At 61.1% G+C, this 20010-nt stretch carries 19 protein-coding genes; 9 read left to right on the top strand and 10 right to left on the bottom strand.

Features of this window, described 5'->3' with window-relative positions:
* Positions 1-49 precede the first annotated feature (49 nt).
* A complete protein-coding gene (locus V6Z53_RS08760; protein WP_338585116.1) occupies positions 50-286 on the top strand; it encodes a hypothetical protein in 237 nt (78 codons plus the stop codon).
* A 5-nt stretch (positions 287-291) separates the two neighbouring features.
* Here V6Z53_RS08760 and pdxH read toward each other — a convergent pair whose 3' ends face one another.
* The 5 genes from pdxH to dinG all read right to left on the bottom strand — a co-directional run bounded on the left by pdxH (position 292) and on the right by dinG (position 8257).
* Positions 292-939, bottom strand: coding sequence for a pyridoxamine 5'-phosphate oxidase (pdxH, locus tag V6Z53_RS08755; protein WP_338585115.1), 648 nt, complete (start codon positions 937-939; stop codon positions 292-294).
* Positions 940-963: 24 nt separating this feature from the next.
* Positions 964-2058, bottom strand: a complete 1095-nt coding sequence (locus tag V6Z53_RS08750; protein WP_338585114.1) for an OmpA family protein — start codon at positions 2056-2058, stop codon at positions 964-966.
* A gap of 115 nt (positions 2059-2173) precedes the next feature.
* Positions 2174-3319: a serine hydrolase domain-containing protein gene (locus V6Z53_RS08745; RefSeq protein WP_338586470.1), complete on the bottom strand. Its 1146-nt coding sequence runs from the start codon at positions 3317-3319 to the stop codon at positions 2174-2176.
* Positions 3320-3514: 195 nt separating this feature from the next.
* Positions 3515-6016: a beta-galactosidase gene (locus V6Z53_RS08740; RefSeq protein ID WP_338585113.1), complete on the bottom strand. Its 2502-nt coding sequence runs from the start codon at positions 6014-6016 to the stop codon at positions 3515-3517.
* 96 nt (positions 6017-6112) lie between these two features.
* On the bottom strand, positions 6113-8257 hold the full coding sequence (gene dinG / locus V6Z53_RS08735) for an ATP-dependent DNA helicase DinG (RefSeq protein ID WP_338585112.1): 2145 nt from the start codon (positions 8255-8257) through the stop codon (positions 6113-6115).
* Between the two features lie 98 nt (positions 8258-8355).
* Between dinG and V6Z53_RS08730 the strand changes: the two genes are divergently transcribed.
* A complete protein-coding gene (locus tag V6Z53_RS08730) occupies positions 8356-8820 on the top strand; it encodes a CopD family protein (RefSeq protein WP_338585111.1) in 465 nt (154 codons plus the stop codon).
* 131 nt (positions 8821-8951) lie between these two features.
* Here the strand turns inward: V6Z53_RS08730 and V6Z53_RS08725 are convergent, their stop codons facing one another.
* The 4 genes from V6Z53_RS08725 to V6Z53_RS08710 all read right to left on the bottom strand — a co-directional run bounded on the left by V6Z53_RS08725 (position 8952) and on the right by V6Z53_RS08710 (position 11627).
* Positions 8952-9710 (bottom strand): collagen-like protein, encoded by a 759-nt coding sequence (locus tag V6Z53_RS08725; RefSeq protein ID WP_338585110.1) that lies wholly within the window; start codon positions 9708-9710, stop codon positions 8952-8954.
* Entirely contained in the window at positions 9703-9981 is a 279-nt protein-coding gene (locus V6Z53_RS08720; RefSeq protein WP_338585109.1) for a DUF1145 domain-containing protein, read from the bottom strand. The genes V6Z53_RS08725 and V6Z53_RS08720 overlap by 8 nt, the downstream gene beginning before the upstream one ends.
* Positions 9982-10128: 147 nt before the next feature.
* Complete coding sequence (locus tag V6Z53_RS08715) at positions 10129-10842, bottom strand: OmpA family protein (RefSeq protein WP_338585108.1); 714 nt, start codon at positions 10840-10842, stop codon at positions 10129-10131.
* Positions 10843-10931: 89 nt separating this feature from the next.
* Positions 10932-11627, bottom strand: coding sequence for an OmpA family protein (locus V6Z53_RS08710; RefSeq protein WP_338585107.1), 696 nt, complete (start codon positions 11625-11627; stop codon positions 10932-10934).
* Between the two features lie 190 nt (positions 11628-11817).
* Here V6Z53_RS08710 and V6Z53_RS08705 point away from each other — a divergent pair, with 190 nt between their 5' ends.
* From V6Z53_RS08705 to V6Z53_RS08690, 4 genes are all read left to right on the top strand, one after another.
* Positions 11818-12315 carry a DUF6231 family protein gene (locus tag V6Z53_RS08705; protein WP_338585106.1) on the top strand — a complete coding sequence of 166 codons (498 nt, stop codon included), beginning with the start codon at positions 11818-11820 and terminating at the stop codon, positions 12313-12315.
* A gap of 4 nt (positions 12316-12319) precedes the next feature.
* Positions 12320-12796, top strand: coding sequence for a YchJ family protein (locus V6Z53_RS08700; RefSeq protein ID WP_338585105.1), 477 nt, complete (start codon positions 12320-12322; stop codon positions 12794-12796).
* Between the two features lie 125 nt (positions 12797-12921).
* Positions 12922-13407 (top strand): LEA type 2 family protein, encoded by a 486-nt coding sequence (locus V6Z53_RS08695; RefSeq protein WP_338585104.1) that lies wholly within the window; start codon positions 12922-12924, stop codon positions 13405-13407.
* Positions 13408-13412: 5 nt separating this feature from the next.
* On the top strand, positions 13413-13613 hold the full coding sequence (locus V6Z53_RS08690) for an SEC-C metal-binding domain-containing protein (RefSeq protein ID WP_034146774.1): 201 nt from the start codon (positions 13413-13415) through the stop codon (positions 13611-13613).
* A 168-nt stretch (positions 13614-13781) separates the two neighbouring features.
* Here the strand turns inward: V6Z53_RS08690 and V6Z53_RS08685 are convergent, their stop codons facing one another.
* Positions 13782-14339 (bottom strand): cysteine hydrolase family protein, encoded by a 558-nt coding sequence (locus V6Z53_RS08685; RefSeq protein ID WP_338586469.1) that lies wholly within the window; start codon positions 14337-14339, stop codon positions 13782-13784.
* Positions 14340-14476: 137 nt separating this feature from the next.
* Between V6Z53_RS08685 and V6Z53_RS08680 the strand changes: the two genes are divergently transcribed.
* From V6Z53_RS08680 to V6Z53_RS08670, 3 genes are all read left to right on the top strand, one after another.
* A complete protein-coding gene (locus tag V6Z53_RS08680; protein WP_338585103.1) occupies positions 14477-16927 on the top strand; it encodes a penicillin acylase family protein in 2451 nt (816 codons plus the stop codon).
* 190 nt (positions 16928-17117) lie between these two features.
* Positions 17118-18152, top strand: a complete 1035-nt coding sequence (locus tag V6Z53_RS08675; RefSeq protein ID WP_338585102.1) for a ligase-associated DNA damage response exonuclease — start codon at positions 17118-17120, stop codon at positions 18150-18152.
* Positions 18149-19837, top strand: a complete 1689-nt coding sequence (locus V6Z53_RS08670) for an ATP-dependent DNA ligase (protein ID WP_338585101.1) — start codon at positions 18149-18151, stop codon at positions 19835-19837. Before V6Z53_RS08675 ends, V6Z53_RS08670 begins: the two co-directional genes overlap by 4 nt.
* The last annotated feature ends 173 nt before the right edge of the window (positions 19838-20010 follow it).

Raw genomic sequence — 20010 nt, 5'->3', positions numbered from 1 at the left:
CACATTAGCGGCAAATTCGGCAATCTGGCGCCGCTGGCCGAGGATTTTCATGGATTACTTTATCATCGTCGTCACGACCGCTGCCGGTCTGTACTTCCACTGGTGGCTGTACGTACGGATCAAACGCTGGATGGACCGCGACCTGGCGCTGGCGTTGGCTGGCGACGACGAACGCAAAAAAGCGTTCATGCTCCAGCAACTGGCGAACGCTCAAGCGCAGAAGATCAAGCGTCGAGACCTGCCGCAGTGGCTGGAGGCCGCTGCGACAGGCTATCTCGAGCGGTAGACTGCTTAAGGTGCCAGACGTTCAAGAATCCAGTCGGCGCCCTGCAAACGATAGTTGAGGCGATCGTGCAGGCGGCTCGAACGGCCCTGCCAGAACTCGATGCGCTCAGGTAGTAAACGATAACCACCCCAGTGTTCAGGGCAATGCGGCTGACTGTCGCTGAAACGTTGCTCGGTATCCTTGAGCAGCGCTTCCAGTTCCCCCCTATCGGCGATTACCCGGCTTTGCGGTGAAGCCCAGGCACCGAGGCGGCTACCCAGTGGACGAACCTGATAGTAAGCATCGGATTCTTCAGGAGTGACTTTCACCACTCTCCCTTCGATGCGCACCTGGCGCTCCAGGGTTGGCCAAAAGAACGTCATGGCCGCAAACGGGTTCGCGGCGATGTGTTGTCCCTTGGCGCTGTCGTAATTGGTGAAGAAGGTGAAACCCTGCTCGTCCAGCCCCTTGAGCAGCAGGATACGGCAATGCGGCCGACCGTCCGGGTCGACCGTGGCCAAGGTCATGGCGTTCGCTTCCACCGGCGCCTGTTCGGTTTTCACCGCGTCGGCGAACCATTGGTGAAACAGCGCAAACGGCTCAGCCGGGGCTTGCGCCTCGGTCAGGCCATCACGGGTGTAGTCGCGGCGCATATCAGCCAGGGCCTTGGTCATGGCGCATTCCTTCTGGTTAACGAATCACTTCTTTGTGGTATCGGCGGCGGCGACTTTCTTGGTGTCGGCAGCGGCTTTGGCCGGTGCAGTCTTTTTCGCCGGAGTCGCGGTTTTAGCCGGGGCTTTCTTCGCTGGTGCTTTGGCAGCTTTCTTGGCTGGCGCTTTTTTCGCTACAGGTGCAGCCGCTTTCTTTGCATCGGCGGGTGCAGGCGTCACTGGCTTGGCAACCGGCTTGATGTCCTGGGCAGCGACCATGCGCACAGGTGCCGGGGCTGGCATGTTGTATTTGCTCAGCAACGCGACCATGGTGTTTTGCGGGGTCACCAGCAGTTCGACACGGCGGTTCAACGCACGCCCTTCAACGCTGTCGTTGGCGGCACGCGGGGCTTCGCCGCCCATGCCACGCAGCATCAGACGATCACGCTGCAAACCGCTGAGACGGAAGATCGCTGCGACAGCCTGAGCACGTTCCTGGCTCAACTTGACGTTGGCCGGCGCGGCGCCCGAGGTATCGCTGTGGCCGAGTACCAACACGGCAGTCTTTGGATCGACTTCAAGGATTTTCGCAACACGGGTGAACGGACCGAGGGTCACCGGCAACAGCATGGCCGGGCGATCAGGGTTGAACGAGCCTTCGACCGGCGCGATCACCACCAACACGTTTTCACGGCGTTCGAGTTGCAGGTTGCTGTCCTTGATCGCTGTGCGTAGGCGCGGCTCATAGTCGTCGAGCCAGGCCTGGGTGACTTTTGGATCCGGCATCGGCACGGCTTTGGCGGTGGTTTGCTCTTTGCCGCCGAACGGCCACCACCAACTTCCGCCTGTTTGCGCGTCAGCCTTGGCGACTTCGACAGGCTTGGCCTGCGGCTTGATCTCCGGCTTTTTGTCGAGAACTTCCTCGGAACCGAACGGCCAGTACCACGGGTTGGAGCTTTCAGCCTTTGCCACCGGAGCAGTTACGGCGGGTTTCAAGGGTGCCGGAGCCGGTTCTTTGGCGGCGACTTTGTCGGAGGAACCGAATGGCCACCAGCTGCCGCCGTCCGCATCATTTTTCGGATTCTGTGCGCAACCGGTAATAGCGAAGCACAGTGCCAAGGCGAGGGTTGGTTTGGTTGACATTGGATATCCACAAAAATGAGGTCATAAAAAAATCAGGCCCGATCGGCCCGCATAAACAGACGCTTTGAAACTGAAAAGGCTATCGGGTTCCTGACCTGGGACCCTCCAGCGGGATTTACAGACAAGTGGCCAGTACCCGCACAAGCTTTTGTGCGCGCGGATCCATCAAGACGTACGGCCCCAGTGTATTTGTCACAAAACCGAAAGCCACATCGTGCTCCGGGTCAGCAAAACCGATGGAACCACCTGCGCCCGGATGCCCGAACGCGCGCGGACCCAAGCCGAATGTGGCATTGGGCACATCCGGTTGATCGAGCATGCAACCCAGGCCGAAACGGGTCCGGGTCAGTAGAGTCTTGTCCTCGCCGAGGCTGTGCTCGCGGGTCAGTTCATCAAGCATCTCGCCTTCCAGCAGGCTGCCGTCCAGCAGACCGGCGTAGAATCCGGCCAGGCTGCGGGCGTTGCCGTGGCCATTGGCCGCGGGTTGTTGCATGCGTCGCCATTCCGGCTTGTTGGTGCTGGTCAGCACCGACGGCGGATTGGTGAATGCGCGAGTGGTCATGGCGGTCGGTTCGCGCATGGTCACTTGCAGCAGACGCTGGGCCGCGGCATCGCCGACGTTGCCCTTGCCGCGGGCGATGTGCGCCACGCGATGGAATTCTTCATCGGCCAGGCCGACGTGGAAATCCAGGCCCAACGGCTTGGCGACCCGCGCCACGATGGATTCACCCGGTCCGCGACCGTCAGCCCGGCGCAGCAACTCGCCGACCAACCAGCCGTAAGTGATGGCCGCATAGCCATGGCCTTCACCCGGCGTCCACCACGGAGCTTCGGCCGCCAGGGCGTCGACCATGGTTTGCCAGTCGTAAAGCGCTTCGGGAGCCAGCAATTCGCGCAACGCCGGCAGACCGGCCTGATGGCAGAGCAGTTGGCGCAAGGTCACGGATTCTTTGCCGGCCGCTGCGAACTCCGGCCAATAGCGGGCCACCGGGGCGTCCAGTTGCAGCTTGCCTTCGGCGACCAGTTGCAGCGCGGTCACGGCGGTGAAGGTCTTGGTGCAGGAGAACAGGTTGGCGATGGTGTCGCTGTGCCAGGCCTCGGCGCCATCCTTGTCGGCGGTGCCGGACCAGAGGTCGAGCACGGTTTCGCCACCGATCTTGATGCACAACGCCGCGCCACGTTCCTGGGGATCGTCGAACAGCGCCGCGAATGCCTCACGCACTGCCTCGAACTTAAGCTCGTAATGACCCTGAATCTGCACCCGCAACTCCCCGGATAAACGCTCTACAAAGTGGCCCGCATTGTTCCAGCCCTTGAGGGTTTTGGGAACAGGGGCGGGCCGGGCGGTCAATTGAAGATCAAGATCAAAAGATCGCAGCCTGCGGCAGCTTCTACAATGACAATGCGTTCATCCTGTAGGAGCTGCCGCAGGCTGCGATCTTGGCGGCATCAGCTTTTAGTGGCCTTTACCGGAATGCCCACCTGCGCCCTTCCCCGGCCCTTTGCCGGCATCGGCTTCTCTGCCGCCCTCGGCGTCGTGGCTGGCCTTGTTCGCCTCGGCGGCGGCCTTCTCGGCTTCTTTGCTTAACTGATCGACGGCCGCCAGGTTGCTCTTGCGCACGCTGTCGACGAAACCCTGGAATGGCAGATCGGTGATACCCACAAGGCCGAAGTGGCCGTTTTCGCCATCCAGCAGACGCCCGGTCACTGGCTGGTCGAGGTATTGGAACCAGTGCACACCGACAATCGACGGTTCGCTCAGTGCCTGTTTGAGGAAGTTGGCGTAGGCCGGGCCACGGTCTTCTTCCTTCGCCACTTGCGTCACGCCGCCCCAGAATGGGCCGCGATCAGCGGAGCCGAAGTTGAACTCGGTGATCAGTACCGGCTTGTCGAGGCTGCGCAGTTTGGCGAAGTCGTAACCGTCCTGCGGTTGCAGGGTGTACAGGTTGAAACTCAACACGTCGCAATACTGGGCGCAGGATTCGGCCGCTTCTGGCGTACTGACGGCAAAGCGGCCGCCCAGTAACAGCTGGTTCGGCGCATGCCACTTGAGCGAGTCGGAGATGGTCTTGAAGTAAGTGTCGGCGAAGACCTTCTGGAAGTATTTGAAGTCCGCTTCGATTTCCGGATGTTCCGCGCTTGGCAGCGGCGGCACAAAACCCGGATCTTCCATCAATTCCCAGGCTGGCAGATCAATACCCCAGGCTTTGGAAAGGCCCGCCTGATTGCGGTACTTGTCGCGCAGTTGCTTGAGGAAGGCACGCTTGGCCGGCACGTCGGTGGTCATTTTCAAAGTGCCGTAAGCCAGGGCGTAGCGGGCTTTCGGGTCATCGCCCGGACCGGCCCAGGCCAGTTCGTTGTCGGCGTAGTAACCGATCAGCCATGGATCGTCGCGATGATCACGGGCGGCGATGGCCACGGCACGTTCGGTGGCCATGGCGAAACGTGGATCGAACGGGTCGGGCATGCCGCCCCACCAGTCGCTGCCGGTGCTGATGCTGGCGTAATCGCCGACGATCGACAGCGGCAAGGTGTACGGCACGCGGTCAGCGTTGGCCAAGGCCGGCGCACTCCAGTTACCGACAGTGTTGAAGCCCCAGGCTTGCAGGCGATCGAGGGTGTGGCTGGCCCAGCGTCTTTCGTCGAATGCGGTTTTGCAGGGTTCAGTGGGTGCCGGCTCGGCCGCTTTGGCTGCGGTCGCGTCGACGGCATCGGTTTTGGCCGCTTCGGCAATACCGGATTCAGCGCTCGAAGGCGCAACCGGTTGCTCGGCGGCTTTTTCTGCCGTGGCTTCTACCGCGTCAGCCTTGGCCGCTGCGGCGACTCCGGCCTTGGTATCGCTGCCCAGTGCGCAAGGGTCGCCGTACAGGCGTTGCAGGTTGGCGCCATAGAAGTCATACCAGCGCCCGAAATTGAAGCCCCGACCCTGATCAACGCCGTTGCCGCCACGGTTGTCGCCTTCGCCGTAGTGACTGGCCAAAGGCTCGTCCGCTTTAGGCAGGGATTCGAACATCGACTCGCGACCGACAATGTACGTCTGGTTGACGTCCGCCGTTACGGTGTTGACCCCCAGCGAATAGAACGGATGCCCTTCTGGCGTCACCAGATACCAGCGACCGTCGCGCTTCTCGGTGCGGAAAAAGCCGCTGGCCTTGAAGGCCGGGCCTTTGCTCCAGCCGCCAAATTTGTCCAGCGACGATTTTTCGCGCTCGGCCAGCCAGGTTTTCAGCTGTTGCTGTTCCTTGGCGGCGGCGCTTTTCAGCTGTTCATCGTTGCTTACTTTCTCCGGCCATTTGGCCCGGGTCGATTGGCCATAGGCGTCCACCAATCCGCCATACACAGCCTGAGTGACGGACTCGCTGTCCTGAACGCCAAAGCGCTCGAGCAAGATGCTCTGGGCGACTTTCGGTTGATCCATCGACACGCTCACCGACACCACCTGGCTGCGATCCAGTTCACCGGCGCTACTGGTCAGCAGGATGCGTTGACCGTCGACGGTCATTGGCATCGGCGGCCCGGACTTCATGCCCTGGCTCAGCGGCGTCGTCGGTTGCAATGGCACCAACAGGGTTTGCGCCGGGCCGGCCGGCAGATCGACACGGCTGACCAGCGTCTTGCCATCGTTGCTCTGGATGGTCACGTAAAGGGTCACGGCCCAATCCATGGCGCTCTGGATCCGCAGGCTCATGACGCCCGATTGCGACCAGTCCCAGGCTCCGGTCTGCGGCGTCAGGCGCAGGGTCGGCTTGGCAACCGGATTGAACGTCACCCGGCGCAGCACTTCACCTTCGGCGGTTTGCTCGGCGTTGGATTGCGGCAGGCTGGCGTCCTGAGTCGCCACCTGGACCACGTCGGCGGGGCGCACAAAGTTGAACAGCGTCTGCTGCCCGGCGGGAGCGGCCAGCAAAGGCGTTGCGAACAACAGGGCAAAAACGGCAGGCAACGAACGGCGAATCATGAGAACGAAATTCTCCCTAACGACCTTCAATGGGCCAGTGGAAAAGCGATGGCTGAAAGATAGACAACGCGGCGGGCAAAACTGCCCACCGGTGTTTCAGGAAATTTCACGTCGGAAAGGAGGCAACGCATTGAGGATCGCTTTGCCATAGCGCTGGGTGACCAGCCGCCGGTCGAGCAAAGTGATGGTGCCGCGGTCTTCTTCGGTACGCAGCAAGCGCCCGCAGGCCTGGACCAGTTTCAGCGAGGCGTCTGGAACGGAGATTTCCATGAACGGATTGCCGCCCCGGGCTTCGATCCATTCGGCCAGCGCCGCTTCGACCGGATCGTCGGGCACCGAGAACGGGATCTTGGCGATCACCACGTGCTCGCAATAGGCGCCGGGCAAGTCGACCCCTTCGGCAAAACTCGCCAAGCCGAACAACACACTCGAATCCCCGCCATCGACCCGCGCCTTGTGTTTGTTCAGGGTTTCCTGTTTCGACAGGTTGCCTTGAATGAACACTTGCTTGCGCCAGTCGCGGTCGAGACCGTCGAACACGTCCTGCATCTGTTTACGCGACGAGAACAGCACCAGCGTCCCGCGCGAGCCTTCGACCAGGTCCGGCAGATCGCGGATGATCGCGGCGGTATGCGCTGCGGCATCTCGCGGATCGGCGTTGAGGTTCGGCACCCGCAGTACGCCAGCGTCGGCGTGATGGAACGGGCTCGGCACAACCGCGGTCACGGCTTTTTTCGGCAGGCCGGCGCGCATGCGGAAGCGGTCGAAGGTGCCGAGGGCGGTCAAGGTCGCCGAGGTCACCAGACAGCCATAGGCCACGTTCCAGAGGTTGCGGCGAAGCATTTCCGCCGCGAGGATCGGGCTGGCGTTGACCTCGATGTCGAACAGCGAGCCGCTTTCGGCGAGGGTCAGCCAACGCGCCATCGGCGGGTTGTCTTCCGGGTCTTCGACGGTGAAGGCGGTCCACAACTCCCAATTGCCGGAAGAACGCGACAACAGGCTGCCGAACAGCGGATACCACTCTTCAGCCTGGTTGCTGGCGATACCGATGTTGACCTCGCCGTCCATGCCTTCCTTGAGCAGTTCGGTCAGGCGGGTGAACACGTCGGTCAGACGGGCGAAGCCTTTTTTCAGCTCGATGCCCATCTCGCGCATGTGCTCGGGAATCACCCCGCCGACGAAGCGGTGACGCGGCCGTTCGCGGCCTTCGACGTCTTCGCCGGGTTTGAAGTCGGCGGCTTGCTCACACGCGGTGAACATGAACTGCTGCTGGGTCTTGATCTCTCGCGCCAGCTCCGGCACCTGTTCGATCAGCTTGCCCAGATCGCCCGGCAACGGGTGTTGGGCCAGCAGTTTGGTGAGGTTCTTGGCGGTGGTTTCCAGCCAGTCGGCGGTGGAACGCAGGCGTGTGTAATGGGCGAAGTGGCCGATAGCCTTGTCCGGCAGGTGGTGGCCTTCGTCGAACACGTAGATCGTGTCGCGCGGGTCTGGCAATACGGCGCCGCCGCCCAAGGCCAGGTCGGCCAGGACCATGTCGTGGTTGGTGACGATCACGTCGACTTTGCCCATGCCTTCGCGAGCCTTGTAGAAGGCGCACTGGCCGAAGTTCGGGCAATGGCGATTGGTGCACTGGCTGTGATCGGTGGTCAGGCGCGCCCAGTCGGCGTCTTCCAGGGCCGTGGACCAACTGTCGCGGTCACCGTCCCACTTATTGCCGGCCAGCTTTTCGATCATGCTGGTAAACAGCTTCTGACTGGCCTCATCGACCTCGATCTTGAAGCCTTCTTCTTCGAACAGCTGCGCGGTGGCGGTTTGTGCGTGGCCTTCCTGAAGCAACATGTCGAGCTTGGACAGGCACATGTAGCGCCCGCGCCCCTTGGCCAGGGCAAAGCTGAAGTTCAGCCCGCTGTTGCGCATCAGGTCAGGCAAATCCTTGTAGACGATCTGCTCTTGCAGGGCGACGGTCGCGGTGGCGATCACCAGCCGCTTGCCAGCAGCCTTGGCCGTCGGGATCGCTGCCAGGCTGTAGGCCACGGTTTTACCGGTACCGGTGCCAGCTTCCACCGCGACAATCGCGGGGTCGCCACTGCGCCGGCCTTCGTCGTCGGTGTCGATATCACCGAGGACTTTGGCAATTTCGGCGATCATCAGGCGTTGGCCGTAGCGCGGCTTGAGGCTCTTGGCTTCGAGAAAACGCGAGTAGGCGCCCTGGATCGTGGTTTTGAGTTCAGTGCTGATCATGAATTTTCGGGCGCAAAAACGCTGGATAAATTTTCAGTAGTTCGGTTCGGCCGCTATCATACCCCGCTAATGAATCCCGCGCAGAACGGAGTACCCGAATGACCGCTTTTAGCCTTGTTTATAGCCTGCATGTCCTTGCCGCACTGGTATGGGTGGGGGGCATGTTTTTCGCCTGGATGGTCTTGCGCCCCGCGGCGATCACCGCACTGGAGGGCCCTGCCCGGCTGAAGCTGTGGGTAGAAGTGTTTCAAGGTTTTTTCCGCTGGGTCTGGGGTGCGGTGGTGCTGTTGCCGGTCAGTGGCGTGGTCATGCTGAACCTGAACTTCAGCGGTTTTGAACACGCGCCGCGCTATGTGCAGGTGATGATGGGTTTGTACGTGGTGATGACCGCGCTGTTTATCCGGATTCAGGCATTGATGCTGCCGGAACTGCGCACGGCTGTGGAAGCGCAGGATTGGCCGGCCGGGGCGGCGGTGCTGGGGCGGATTCGGCGGTTGGTGGGGATCAATTTGCTGGTGGGTTTGGTGGTTGTGGTCATTGCTGCGGTGCGTCCAGCGTTCTAAAAGCATCGCGGGCAAGCCTTGCTCCTACAGGTTTGAAGTCGGTCACGATATCCGCGACCGACATGAATACTGTAGGAGCAAGGCTTGCCCGCGATGACGATCTAACTGACTACACCTATCTCAAAATCAGACTACAACCGCTGCACCACTACCGAACCCGCCGCGCCGGCAGGCCCCGGTTGCCCGTCGGTACCAGGTTTGCCGCCCTTGCCGCCATCGGTTGTATAGATAAAGCAGCCCTTGGCCTTACCGCCCGCTCCCGGTTTACCACCAGGACCCGCCAGGCCACCGGCACCACCGGCCACTTGCACCTTGATCTGTTCTGCCGGGTAATCTCGCGGCACCGCCAGTTTGACCAATGCCCCCGGGGCACCTGGCTGACCATCACTGCCGTTGCTGCCGTCGGCACCCCGTCCGGCCTGGCCCCAAGTACATCCCGGCGCCTGACCATTGGCCCCGTCAAGGCCGACAAATCCGGGCGCGCCCGCGCCACCGCGAGCGTCAACCAGCAATTGCGGTGCGCTCAGGGTCTTGATCTGCAGGTTCAGATTGCGTCCGGAGCGAGCGGCCTTCAGATAAGTACCCGGCGCGCCGCGAGCGGTGATCTGGCTGCCCTCGGACAACGCTGCACGGCTGACTTTCAATTCCAGCGCCTGCTCACTGGGCACGATCGCGATTCGAGCGTCACGACCCAGGTGCAGTTCGCCAACAGTCACTTCGGTCACGTTCGAGGGAATCAGCAACGTGCCATAGTCCGCCACTTCCAGGCGTTCCAGTTGCAGGGTGCTGGCAGTGTTGGGCAGACGCATCAACGAGTTGGTTTCGACGCTCACTACCTGAGCGCAGGCCAGTGGGCTGATGAGGGCGGCGAGCAGACAGAGTTTACGCATGGGAAGCCTTAGATGCGGTGGCAGCGGGGATGGTTTGCAGGTGGAAAACGCCGAAAATCAAGATCTTCAGGCGATCGAGCCAAGGATGGGCGCGACCTTTTAGGCTGCGATTGCACAGCAGCGCTTCAAGCAAGTGAAGGATCGCCAGGACACCGCCGGCCAGATTGGTCAACTGGTGCAGCGGATGGATAAACGGCATGAGCAGATTGACCAGCACCACCGCCCAGAACAGCAGGGTCAACAGCTTCCCCAGCCCCCATATCACCTTCATACGACCCTCGATGAGAATTATTCTTTGCGCGCACAGTAACGGCTTCCACGCGGGATAAGCCAGAGGGCAAACGAAAAATCTTCATGAAGATCGCCGAATGGCCGTCGAAACCTGGTTAATCCACGCTCGACGGCTCTATTCCGCGGCTCAGCGATTGATATGCAACTCCACGCGACGGTTTTTCGCGCGACCTTCTTCGGTTTCGTTGTCGGCCACCGGCTGACTTTCACCCTTGCCTTCGCTGGTGAGTTTGTTCGGCGCCACGCCTTGGCTCAACAGGTACTCGGCAACGCTGTTGGCGCGACGTTCCGACAGGGCCTGGTTGTAAGTATCCGCACCGACGCTGTCGGTATGCCCGATCACTTTGATGCTCACCACGTCGGCGTCCAGCAACTTGCTCATGATCGCATCGAGCTCGCTTTGCGCGGTCGGCGTCAGGTCCGATTTATCGAAACCAAAAAACACGTCATTGCTCAACGTGATGACTTCAGGCGCAACCGGTTCCGCAGGTTTCACGCTGGCCGGGTATTGCGGCAGCGGGCAACCGTGATGTTCCACAGGAGTATTGGCCGGAGTGTCGGGGCAGCGATCACGGCGGTCGAAAACGCCATCGCTATCTTCATCGCCATCCTGGGCGTAGCAGATCAAACCACCGGTCAAGATACCGAGCGCCGCTCCACCGGCCGCCCAACCGCCACTTTCGATAGCGCCCAGGCCTCCGCCGACCAGTCCGCCAATGAGGCTGCAGATCGGCCAGGTACGTTGATTGAGGGGGGCAGTGCCATCACTGTGAGTAGCGCAACCGGTCAACAGGCTGCCAAGCAGCAGAACCGGCAAGACGGTCCGTGTGAGATTGGTCATGTTGAAAGCTCCTGTGTCACCGGCCAATGCCGGTTACACAGGAGTAAAGACCCGCATCCGCGACTGCACAAGCCGCGGATGCGAGGGACCTAGCGGTTGATTTTGATTTCAGTGCGACGGTTCATCGCACGGCCGTCAGCGGTTTTGTTGTCGGCAACCGGCTGGCTTTCACCGGCACCGGCAACAGACACGAAGCTGCTGCGTGGCACGCCTTCCTGGATCAGGTATTCAACCACCGAGTGGGCGCGTTTATCCGACAGTTTCTGGTTGTAAGCATCACTGCCCACGCTGTCGGTGTGACCGGTTACCGTCAGTTGGGCGTTAGGTGCTTCCCCTTTCAGGCGAGTGGCGATCTTGTCGAGCACGCCTTTGTCAGCCTGGGTCAATGTAGCTTTATCGAACTGGAAGTGGACATCACGAATGACGATGGTTTCTTCCTTGACTACCACAACTTCTTCAACCACTGGAGCAGGTGCTGGTGGTGGGCAACCATCGGCATCGACCTGTACGCCTCTAGGCGTGCCCGGGCACTTGTCGCGGCTATCCGGCACGCCATCGCCGTCTTCGTCGCCATCACCGTGAACCCAGCAATAGGCTGCCGCCGTAGCGCCGACTACCAATGCGCCATAACCGGCCCATGAGGAACTCTCGGTCGCGCCGAGACCCGCACCTACGACACCACCGACCGCCGCACAGGTCGGCCAGTCGGTTTTCTGCAAACCTGCGCAACCAGTCAACACACTGGTTAGCAGAACCAGGGGTAATGCTGTCCGAACTATGCTCATCTAGTTTTCTCCTGAAGGATCGGCTTAGAACCGATTCAGGGAGTAAAGACCGGAGTTTAATTCTCCGCCAGCAATAGGCCATTGCAGTTTTGTCCCGTATTCACGGGAGATCGTCACTTTTGCGGCAAACCCGCTCTAGGCTCGAACTGGCGGGCAGGCTAGTCTTGGCAGATCTGAGTGAGGATATTCAATGATTGCAGGTATTTCTTCGCGTACCCCGCAACAGGCGCTGGCCGCCTTGCTGGACCGATACGCCCCTTCGCGCCTGTTGCTGATCGGCGCCAGCGAGTTCCCCGCGCTCGAAGCCTTCAAGCTCGCGCACCCGGACAGCTGTGTGGCACACGCGGCGCCCGGGCCGTTGCCCGCCGAATTGGCGGCCCGCCGGTTTGACCTGGCGCTGGTGGTCGATTGCCTCGAACACCTGCCCAAGCGCGACGGTCTGAATCTGCTGGGCGGCATCCGCAACCTCAACGCCAGCCGCATCGTGGTACTGGCGGACTTGCCCGCCAGCGGCTGGCAGGAAACGGATTTTTTCTCCCTGGCCCTGCAAGCCAGCGAGCGCTTCCAGCGTGATGATCAAGTGCTGACCCTGTTCACCTATGATCTGCTTGACTACAAACAAGTACCTGACTGGCTCAACTCGCGGTTCTGGGCCAATCCGGAAAACTTCGGGAAATATTGGTGGTAACGCAATGAGTACATCCATTTGCCCTTGCGGCAGCGGCACCCTGCTCGACGCCTGCTGCGGTCATTACCATGCCGGTCACCCGGCTCCTTGCGCGGAAGCCTTGATGCGTTCGCGCTACAGCGCCTATGTGCTGGGCCTGATCGATTACCTGGTGGCAACCACCCTGCCCGCCCAGCAAGCCGGGCTCGATCGGCAATCGATCAGCGACTGGAGCGCGCAAAGCACCTGGCTGGGCCTTGAGGTAGAGAGCTCCGAAGTGCTCGGCGGCCAGCCGGAACACGCTTTCGTGACATTTACCGCACGCTGGCACGACGGCAGCGGCGAACACAGTCATCGCGAACGTTCATCGTTCGTGCAGAACACCGGACGCTGGTACTTCATCGACCCCACCGTCGCACTCGACATCGGGCGCAACGACGCCTGCCCGTGCGCCAGCGGGCAGAAGTTCAAGAAGTGCTGTTCGGGGTATTTCGGCAGTTGAGGTGATGCTTTTAAAAGATCGCAGCCTTCGGCAGCTCCTACTTCGGATTGCGGACACCCTGTAGGAGCTGCCGAAGGCTGCGATCTTTTAACGACTAGACTGGGGTTCAAGGGAGAGGAACGACCATGATCACCCGGCGACTCGCACAATGTCTGCTCACGCTTGCCTTTTGTCTGGCGCTCGGCGGCTGCGCGTCCTGGTTCAGCAATGACGAGCCAGACCCCGAGGTGCATCTGGCCAGGGTTGAGGTGGTGCGGGCCAAGCTGCTGGAGCAGCGTTTCATCCTGCACTTTCGCATCGACAACCGCAGCGAAAACGAGCTGACCGTACGCGGCCTTGAGTATCGCATTCACCTGGGCGGCATCCTGCTGGCCGATGGCGCGCATGAACACTGGATGACCATCGGGCCCAAGGCCAGCCGTTCCTACCGGGTGCCGATCCGCACTAATCTGTGGCCCAAGGTCAAGGATCTGGTCAAACAGCTGAAAAAACCCGAGCAGGCCATTCCCTATCGTCTGGAAGGTGAGATGGAAACCGGTTTATTCATCGCTCACTACGTGCACCTGGCGCGTAATGGCGTGATAATCCCCGCCGATCTAATTCCGGAGTAACCCCGATGACCCAGCAACCCCATGTCCATGGCCCTGACTGCAACCACGATCATGACCACCATGATCACGACCATGGCCATGTCCACGGCCCGAACTGCGGCCACGCCCACCAGGAACCGGTGCGCAACGCCCTGAAAGACGTCGGCCGCAACGACCCTTGCCCATGCGGCAACGGCAAGAAATTCAAGAAGTGCCACGGCGCTTGATGCTTCGGGCGAAGAGCTTCTTCGCCGGCTGAATCGCCATCGCGAGCAGGCTCGCTCCCACAACGCCAATCCCTGTGGGAGCGGGCTTGCCCGCGATGACGGCGGGACATTCAACATCGATGTGTCAGATAAATCGCCATCGCGGGCAAGCCCGCTCCCACAGGTTTCTCAACCTGCCTGCAAAATCGTTGCGGTACTGACCACCGTCGCATACTCCCCATGCAAATTCCCCAGCGACATCCCTTGCACCTCTTCAGCTGAGCGGGCATGCCCGAAAAAGTCAGCCTTGTCGAAGGTAAAGCACGCATCCTCGACCACCCAGGTATCGAACCCCAGGTTGCCCGCCGTGCGCGCCGTGGATTCCACCGAGTTGTGGATCGCCACGCCAACGATGATCAATTGCCCGATCCCCGCCTCGCGCAACAGAGCCTCCAGCCCCGTCGAACAAAACGCATCCGGCACCTGTTTTTGAATCAGATGCTCACCCGGCAATGGCAGAAATCGTTCCTGAAACTCCACGCCCGACTGCTGTGGCCAGAACACTGAGTCTTCCGATCTCGACAGATGCTGCACATGAACGATCGGCCGCCCGTTGCGCCGCCAATGGCCCAGCAGTTCCAGCATGCGTTCCTCGGCCTCGGGATTGTTCCGGCGGCCGAGCCTGGGGTGAAGGATGCCTTTCTGTTGATCGATGATGATCAATGCTGCGTTTGCCATTAATTCCATACCGACGAATCTCCCTGACCACTGGTCGCTGAACTTATCAGACAAATCCTGAAATAACCCATTACCCCGCTTGCGCGCCCACCTCCCGCTCACTAACGTAGCGCCTTTACTGACGCTACCCCCGCAGGAGCTTTGCCATGGCCTCGCCAGCCCTTACACATTTTCTACCCCGGTTCGGCGTTGCCGCAGCAGTGGCGGGGGTTTTGAGCCTGACCGGTTGTCAGAGCTTCAACGCCCAGGACACCCTTCCACCGACCTCCGGCGTACAGCCGCTGAAGGGTCTGGCGCAGAATGTTTCGGTGCGCCGCAATGCCATGGGCATGCCGTTGATCGAAAGCAGCACGTTCCACGACGCGCTGTTCAGCCTCGGTTATGTGCACGCCAGCGACCGCATCACGCAAATGGTCACCCTGCGCTTGCTCGCCCAGGGTCGTCTGGCCGAAATGCACGGTGCGGACCTGCTGGACGCTGACCGCTACATGCGCGCCGTCAACCTGAAGAAAAGCGCCGGTGAGCTGTACAAGGCGTCTTCGCCGCGCCTCAAGCGTTTCTTCGAAGTCTATGCTCGCGGGGTCAACGCTTACCTGTTCCGCTACCGCGACAAGTTGCCGGCGGACCTCGCCGCCAGCGGCTACAAGCCTGAATACTGGCAGCCGGAAGATTCGGCGCTGATTTTCTGCCTGCTGAACTTCAGCCAGTCCGCCAACCTGCCAGAAGAAATTTCCGCGCTGGTGCTCGCGCAAACGCTCACTACCGACAAACTGCCGTGGCTGACGCCGTCCGCTCCCGACGAAAAACTGCCATTGGCCGAAAGCGAAAAGCTGCAAGGCATCAAGCTCAATGGACAAATTCCGGGGCTGGCTGACATCAGCAAAGCCACAGGCCAGCTCTCTGACCTGAATCTGCTCGGCGCCACTTCGTCGAACAACTGGGCGATCGCCCCGCAACGCAGCCGCAGCGGTAAAAGCCTGCTGGCCAGCGACAGCCATGGCCCGCTGGGCGTGCCGTCGCTGTTCACCTATGTGCAGATTCGCGCGCCGAAGTATCAGGCTTCCGGCGTAACCATCGCCGGGTTGCCAATGGTGCTGGGCGGATTCAACGGCAAAGTGGCGTGGAGCACGACCAGCGTCATGGGCGACAACCAGGATTTGTTCCTGGAAAAAATCCGCCGCCAGGGCAACGGTCTCGCCTACGAAACCAACGGCAAATGGCAGCCGGCGATCGTGCGCAACGAAACCTATTTCGTCAAAGGCCAGCGGCCGATTCGCGAAGTCGTGTACGAAACACGCCATGGTCCGCTCCTCAACAGCGCCCAAGGCCTGGCACAGGGCAGCGGTTTCGGCTTGGCATTGCAGACACCGAACTTCACTGACGACAAATCTCTTGATGCGTTTTTCGACCTGTCCCGTGCGCAGAGCGTCGAGAAAGCCTCGGACGCCAGCCGCGAGATCCGCGCCATTGCCTTGAACCTGGTGTTTGCCGATGCCAGCAACATCGGCTGGCAAGTCACCGGCCGTTACCCGAACCGCCGTGAAGGCGAAGGCCTGCTGCCCTCGCCGGGCTGGGAAGATCGCTACGATTGGGACGGTTACGCCGACCCGATGCTGCACCCTTACGATCAGGACCCGGCGCAAGGCTGGCTCGGCACCGCCAACCAGCGGGTCATTCCCCATGGCTACGGCATGCAGCTGTCCAACTCCTGGTCTGCCCCGGAGCGCGGCGAGCGTTTGGCCGAACTGGCCGGCGTGGGCAAACACGACACCCGCAGCCTGATCGCCATGCAGTACGACCAGACCACTACCTTCGCCGCCAAGCTGAAGAAAATGTTCGAAGCACCGGGCATGGCCCAGCCGCTCAAACAGGCGATCGAAGCCCTGCCGGTGGCGGATCGTGGCAAGGCGCGCGAGGCGCTGACACGCTTGATGGCGTTCGACGGCAAACTGGCGCCGACCTCCACCGACGCGGCGATCTACGAGCTGTTCTTGCAAGAAAGCATGAAGCAGATTTTCCTCGATGAACTGGGCCCGGAAAGCAGCCCGGCCTGGAAAGCCTTCGTCGCCAACGGCAAGTTGTCCTATGCCGCTCAGGCCGACCACTTGCTGGGCCGCGAAGACAGTCCGTTCTGGGACGATGCACGCACCGCTCAGAAAGAAGACAAACCGGCGATCCTCGCTCGCAGCCTCGCAGCGGCAATGACCGCCGGCGACAGCCAGTTGGGTGGCGATCACAAAGCCTGGCAGTGGGGCAAATTGCATCGCTATGAATGGAAGAACGCCAATGGCCAGACCGTACGCGGTCCGCTGCCGGCCGGCGGCGATCACACCACGCTCAATACCGCTGCGTTCGCTTGGGGTCAGGACTTCAATACGACGCTGGCACCGGCCATGCGCTTTATCGTCGACTTCGGCCAGCCCGAACCGCTGATGGGCCAGAACGCCACCGGCCAGTCCGGCAACCCGGCCAGCCCGAACTACCTGAACAGCATCGATCCGTGGCTCAAGGGTCAATACCAGAGCTTGCCAATGCAGCCGCAAAACTTTGACAAGGTGTACGGAACCAAGCGCTTGACCCTGACACCGGGCAAGTAACACGCATTCAACCTGTAGGAGCGAGCCTGCTCGCGATAGCGGTCTATCAGTCACCTTAACACTGACTGGCATGGCCTCATCGCGAGCAGGCTCACTCCTACATTGGGTTGGCGCTGCCCATTACATCCCGATAGAACTTCTCTCCCCGCGCCAACCTCATAGCTAACAAGTCCCTCCACTGGGCAATGCCATGGATCTTGTCATCGCGCGTCCCGAAGGCTTGTACTGTCCCGCCGGCGATTTCTACATCGATCCGTGGCGACCGGTCGACCGGGCGGTCATTACCCACGCTCATGGCGACCACGCGCGCATCGGCAACCGCCACTATCTGGCGGCGGCCCCCGGTGAAGGGGTGCTGCGCGCGCGATTGGGCCAAGACATCAACCTGCAAACGCTGCCCTATGGCGAGCGGTTGCTGCACAACGGCGTCACCCTGAGCTTTCATCCCGCCGGACACGTCCTCGGCTCGGCCCAGGTGCGACTGGAACATGGCGGCGAAGTCTGGGTCGCTTCCGGCGATTACAAAATCGAAGCTGACGGCACCTGCGCCCCGTTTGAACCGGTGCGTTGCGATACCTTCATCACCGAGTCGACCTTCGGCCTGCCTATTTATCGCTGGCCGACCCAGGCGCAGGTCTTCGCCGAGATCAATCAGTGGTGGCAAGCCAACGCGGCCGAAGATAAAACCAGCGTTCTGTTGTGCTACGCCTTCGGCAAAGCCCAGCGCATTCTCCACGGTATCGACGCCAGCCTCGGCCCGATCCTCACTCATGGCGCGGTTGAGCCGTTGAACCGGGTTTACCGCGAAGCGGGTATTCACCTGCCACCCACGATCTACGCCGGCGAGGTCAAAAAGAGCGACCCGATAATGCGCAAAGCGCTGGTCATCGCCCCGCCGTCCGCCGGTGGCAGCACCTGGATGCGTCGCTTCGGCGATTACAGTGACGGCTTTGCCAGCGGCTGGATGCGCCTGCGCGGCACGCGTCGGCGACGCGGTGTGGATCGCGGCTTCGTACTCTCCGATCACGTTGACTGGCCTGGATTGCTGTGGGCCATCGAACAGAGTGGAGCCGAACGAGTGATGGTCACCCACGGTTCTGTCGCCGTGCTGGTACGGCACCTGCGCGAGCAAGGTCTCGACGCCCAGGCCTTCGACACCGAATACGGCGACGATGAAGAAGAACCGGCGACCCCCGAACCCGCGCCGGTCGAGACGCTGCCATGAAGGCATTTGCCGAGTTGTATGCCGAGCTCGATGCCACGACTTCAAGCAATGCCAAACTGGCGGCGATGCAACGCTACTTCGCGCACGCCGCACCGCAAGATGCCGCGTGGGCGGTGTATTTCCTGTCCGGGGGGCGGCCACGGCAATTGGTACCCGTGCGCGTTCTGCAAGATTTGGCGGTGACCTATTCCGGGCTATCGTCGTGGCTGTTCGAAGAGAGTTATCAAGCCGTCGGCGATCTGGCCGAAACCATTTCGCTGATACTGCCCGATGCGCCCCACGCGTCCACTGACGGTCTGGCGATGTGGATCGAAGACAAGTTGCTGCCGTTGCGCGGCGAATCTCCTGAGGTACTCGCCGAACAACTTCCCCGGCTCTGGTCGCAACTGGACCGCACCAGCCTGATGCTCTGCATCAAATTGATCACCGGCAGTTTTCGCGTCGGTGTCTCCAAACTGCTGGTGACCCGCGCGCTCGCATCGATGGCTCATCTGGACAGCAAACGTGTGGCGCAGCGCCTGGTGGGCTACACCGATCTGTCCAACCGCCCGAGCGCCGCCAGCTACTTGAAGTTGATCGCCGCCGAGTCGGACGACGAACATGCCCAGCGTGGCGGTCAGCCGTATCCGTTTTTTCTCGCCCATGCCCTGTCGCAACCAGTCGAACAATTCGAGGCGGTGCTCGGCCCCGCCAGCCATTGGCAGGTTGAATGGAAGTGGGATGGCATCCGCGCCCAAGTGGTCAAGCGCGGCGGACAACTGTGGGTCTGGTCACGGGGTGAAGAATTGGTGACCGAGCGCTTTCCCGAACTGCAGAACCTGATCCACTGCCTGCCCGATGGCACGGTGATCGATGGCGAAATCGTTGCCTGGAAAAGCGCTCCAGCGGAAACCGAAGACGCCTTCGATCCACAAATGCCGACCTCGCCCGCCGTGCAACCCTTCGCTCTCTTGCAGCAGCGGATCGGCCGTAAAACCCTCAGCAAGAAAATTCTCAGTGACGTACCCGTGGTCATCCTCGCGTACGACTTGCTGGAATGGGCGGGCGAGGACTGGCGCAATCAGCCACAAGTGCAGCGGCGGGCGCAACTGGAGCAGGTCATTGCCCACTGCAATCACCCGGCGTTGCTGGTTTCGCCCCTGTTGACCGGCGAGGACTGGTTCGATCTCGCCCGGCAGCGCGAAGCGTCTCGTCGGCTCGGCGTAGAAGGCATGATGCTCAAGGCTCGCGACGCACTCTACGGCGTGGGTCGAACCAAGGATGTGGGCGTCTGGTGGAAATGGAAAGTCGACCCGTTCAGCGTCGACGCCGTGCTGATCTATGCACAGCGCGGTCATGGGCGCCGGGCCAGTCTTTTCAGCGATTACACCTTCGCGGTCTGGGACGGCCCGCCCGACGCCAGCGAACGCACACTGGTGCCTTTTGCCAAAGCCTATTCCGGACTGACCGATGAAGAAATGCGTCAGGTCGACAGCATCGTGCGTAAAACCACCGTCGAAAAATTCGGTCCGGTGATCAGCGTCAAACCGAGCCTGGTGTTTGAACTGGGTTTCGAGGGCATTGCCCTGTCCAAGCGGCATAAAAGCGGGATTGCGGTGCGGTTTCCGCGAATGCTGCGTTGGCGCCAGGACAAGCCGGTCGAAGAGGCTGACCATCTGGGAACACTGCAGGACCTGCTCGGGTAATCGGCTTCCCGAAGAACCAAAAGAGTGCGGGTCTTCCACGGCGCCCGTTTTCGTGCACTAATCCCATCCCGGCGATTTCCTGAATGCCTGTTAAACGCTTGTTCGGCACTCTGGTTCGGAAATTGCTACTTTCATTAGGTCTTACGCTTACCAGTAACAATAATTCTGCGCCA

The sequence above is a fragment of the Pseudomonas sp. MAG733B genome, assembly GCF_036884845.1.
In the GTDB taxonomy this organism is placed as follows: domain Bacteria; phylum Pseudomonadota; class Gammaproteobacteria; order Pseudomonadales; family Pseudomonadaceae; genus Aquipseudomonas.
This window is presented reverse-complemented; position numbering and strand designations above follow the sequence as displayed.

What these genes read in the sequence shown, in the direction of transcription:
- V6Z53_RS08680 (WP_338585103.1), top strand. Translation starts at nt 14,477, where the DNA reads ATGGCCTCGCCAGCCCTTACACATTTTCTACCCCGGTTCGGCGTTGCC.
- pdxH (WP_338585115.1), bottom strand. Translation starts at nt 939, where the DNA reads ATGACCAAGGCCCTGGCTGATATGCGCCGCGACTACACCCGTGATGGC.
- V6Z53_RS08710 (WP_338585107.1), bottom strand. Translation starts at nt 11,627, where the DNA reads ATGAGCATAGTTCGGACAGCATTACCCCTGGTTCTGCTAACCAGTGTG.
- V6Z53_RS08675 (WP_338585102.1), top strand. Translation starts at nt 17,118, where the DNA reads ATGGATCTTGTCATCGCGCGTCCCGAAGGCTTGTACTGTCCCGCCGGC.
- V6Z53_RS08715 (WP_338585108.1), bottom strand. Translation starts at nt 10,842, where the DNA reads ATGACCAATCTCACACGGACCGTCTTGCCGGTTCTGCTGCTTGGCAGC.
- V6Z53_RS08705 (WP_338585106.1), top strand. Translation starts at nt 11,818, where the DNA reads ATGATTGCAGGTATTTCTTCGCGTACCCCGCAACAGGCGCTGGCCGCC.
- V6Z53_RS08750 (WP_338585114.1), bottom strand. Translation starts at nt 2,058, where the DNA reads ATGTCAACCAAACCAACCCTCGCCTTGGCACTGTGCTTCGCTATTACC.
- V6Z53_RS08725 (WP_338585110.1), bottom strand. Translation starts at nt 9,710, where the DNA reads ATGCGTAAACTCTGTCTGCTCGCCGCCCTCATCAGCCCACTGGCCTGC.
- dinG (WP_338585112.1), bottom strand. Translation starts at nt 8,257, where the DNA reads ATGATCAGCACTGAACTCAAAACCACGATCCAGGGCGCCTACTCGCGT.
- V6Z53_RS08670 (WP_338585101.1), top strand. Translation starts at nt 18,149, where the DNA reads ATGAAGGCATTTGCCGAGTTGTATGCCGAGCTCGATGCCACGACTTCA.
- V6Z53_RS08740 (WP_338585113.1), bottom strand. Translation starts at nt 6,016, where the DNA reads ATGATTCGCCGTTCGTTGCCTGCCGTTTTTGCCCTGTTGTTCGCAACG.
- V6Z53_RS08700 (WP_338585105.1), top strand. Translation starts at nt 12,320, where the DNA reads ATGAGTACATCCATTTGCCCTTGCGGCAGCGGCACCCTGCTCGACGCC.
- V6Z53_RS08760 (WP_338585116.1), top strand. Translation starts at nt 50, where the DNA reads ATGGATTACTTTATCATCGTCGTCACGACCGCTGCCGGTCTGTACTTC.
- V6Z53_RS08695 (WP_338585104.1), top strand. Translation starts at nt 12,922, where the DNA reads ATGATCACCCGGCGACTCGCACAATGTCTGCTCACGCTTGCCTTTTGT.
- V6Z53_RS08730 (WP_338585111.1), top strand. Translation starts at nt 8,356, where the DNA reads ATGACCGCTTTTAGCCTTGTTTATAGCCTGCATGTCCTTGCCGCACTG.
- V6Z53_RS08685 (WP_338586469.1), bottom strand. Translation starts at nt 14,339, where the DNA reads ATGGAATTAATGGCAAACGCAGCATTGATCATCATCGATCAACAGAAA.
- V6Z53_RS08720 (WP_338585109.1), bottom strand. Translation starts at nt 9,981, where the DNA reads ATGAAGGTGATATGGGGGCTGGGGAAGCTGTTGACCCTGCTGTTCTGG.
- V6Z53_RS08690 (WP_034146774.1), top strand. Translation starts at nt 13,413, where the DNA reads ATGACCCAGCAACCCCATGTCCATGGCCCTGACTGCAACCACGATCAT.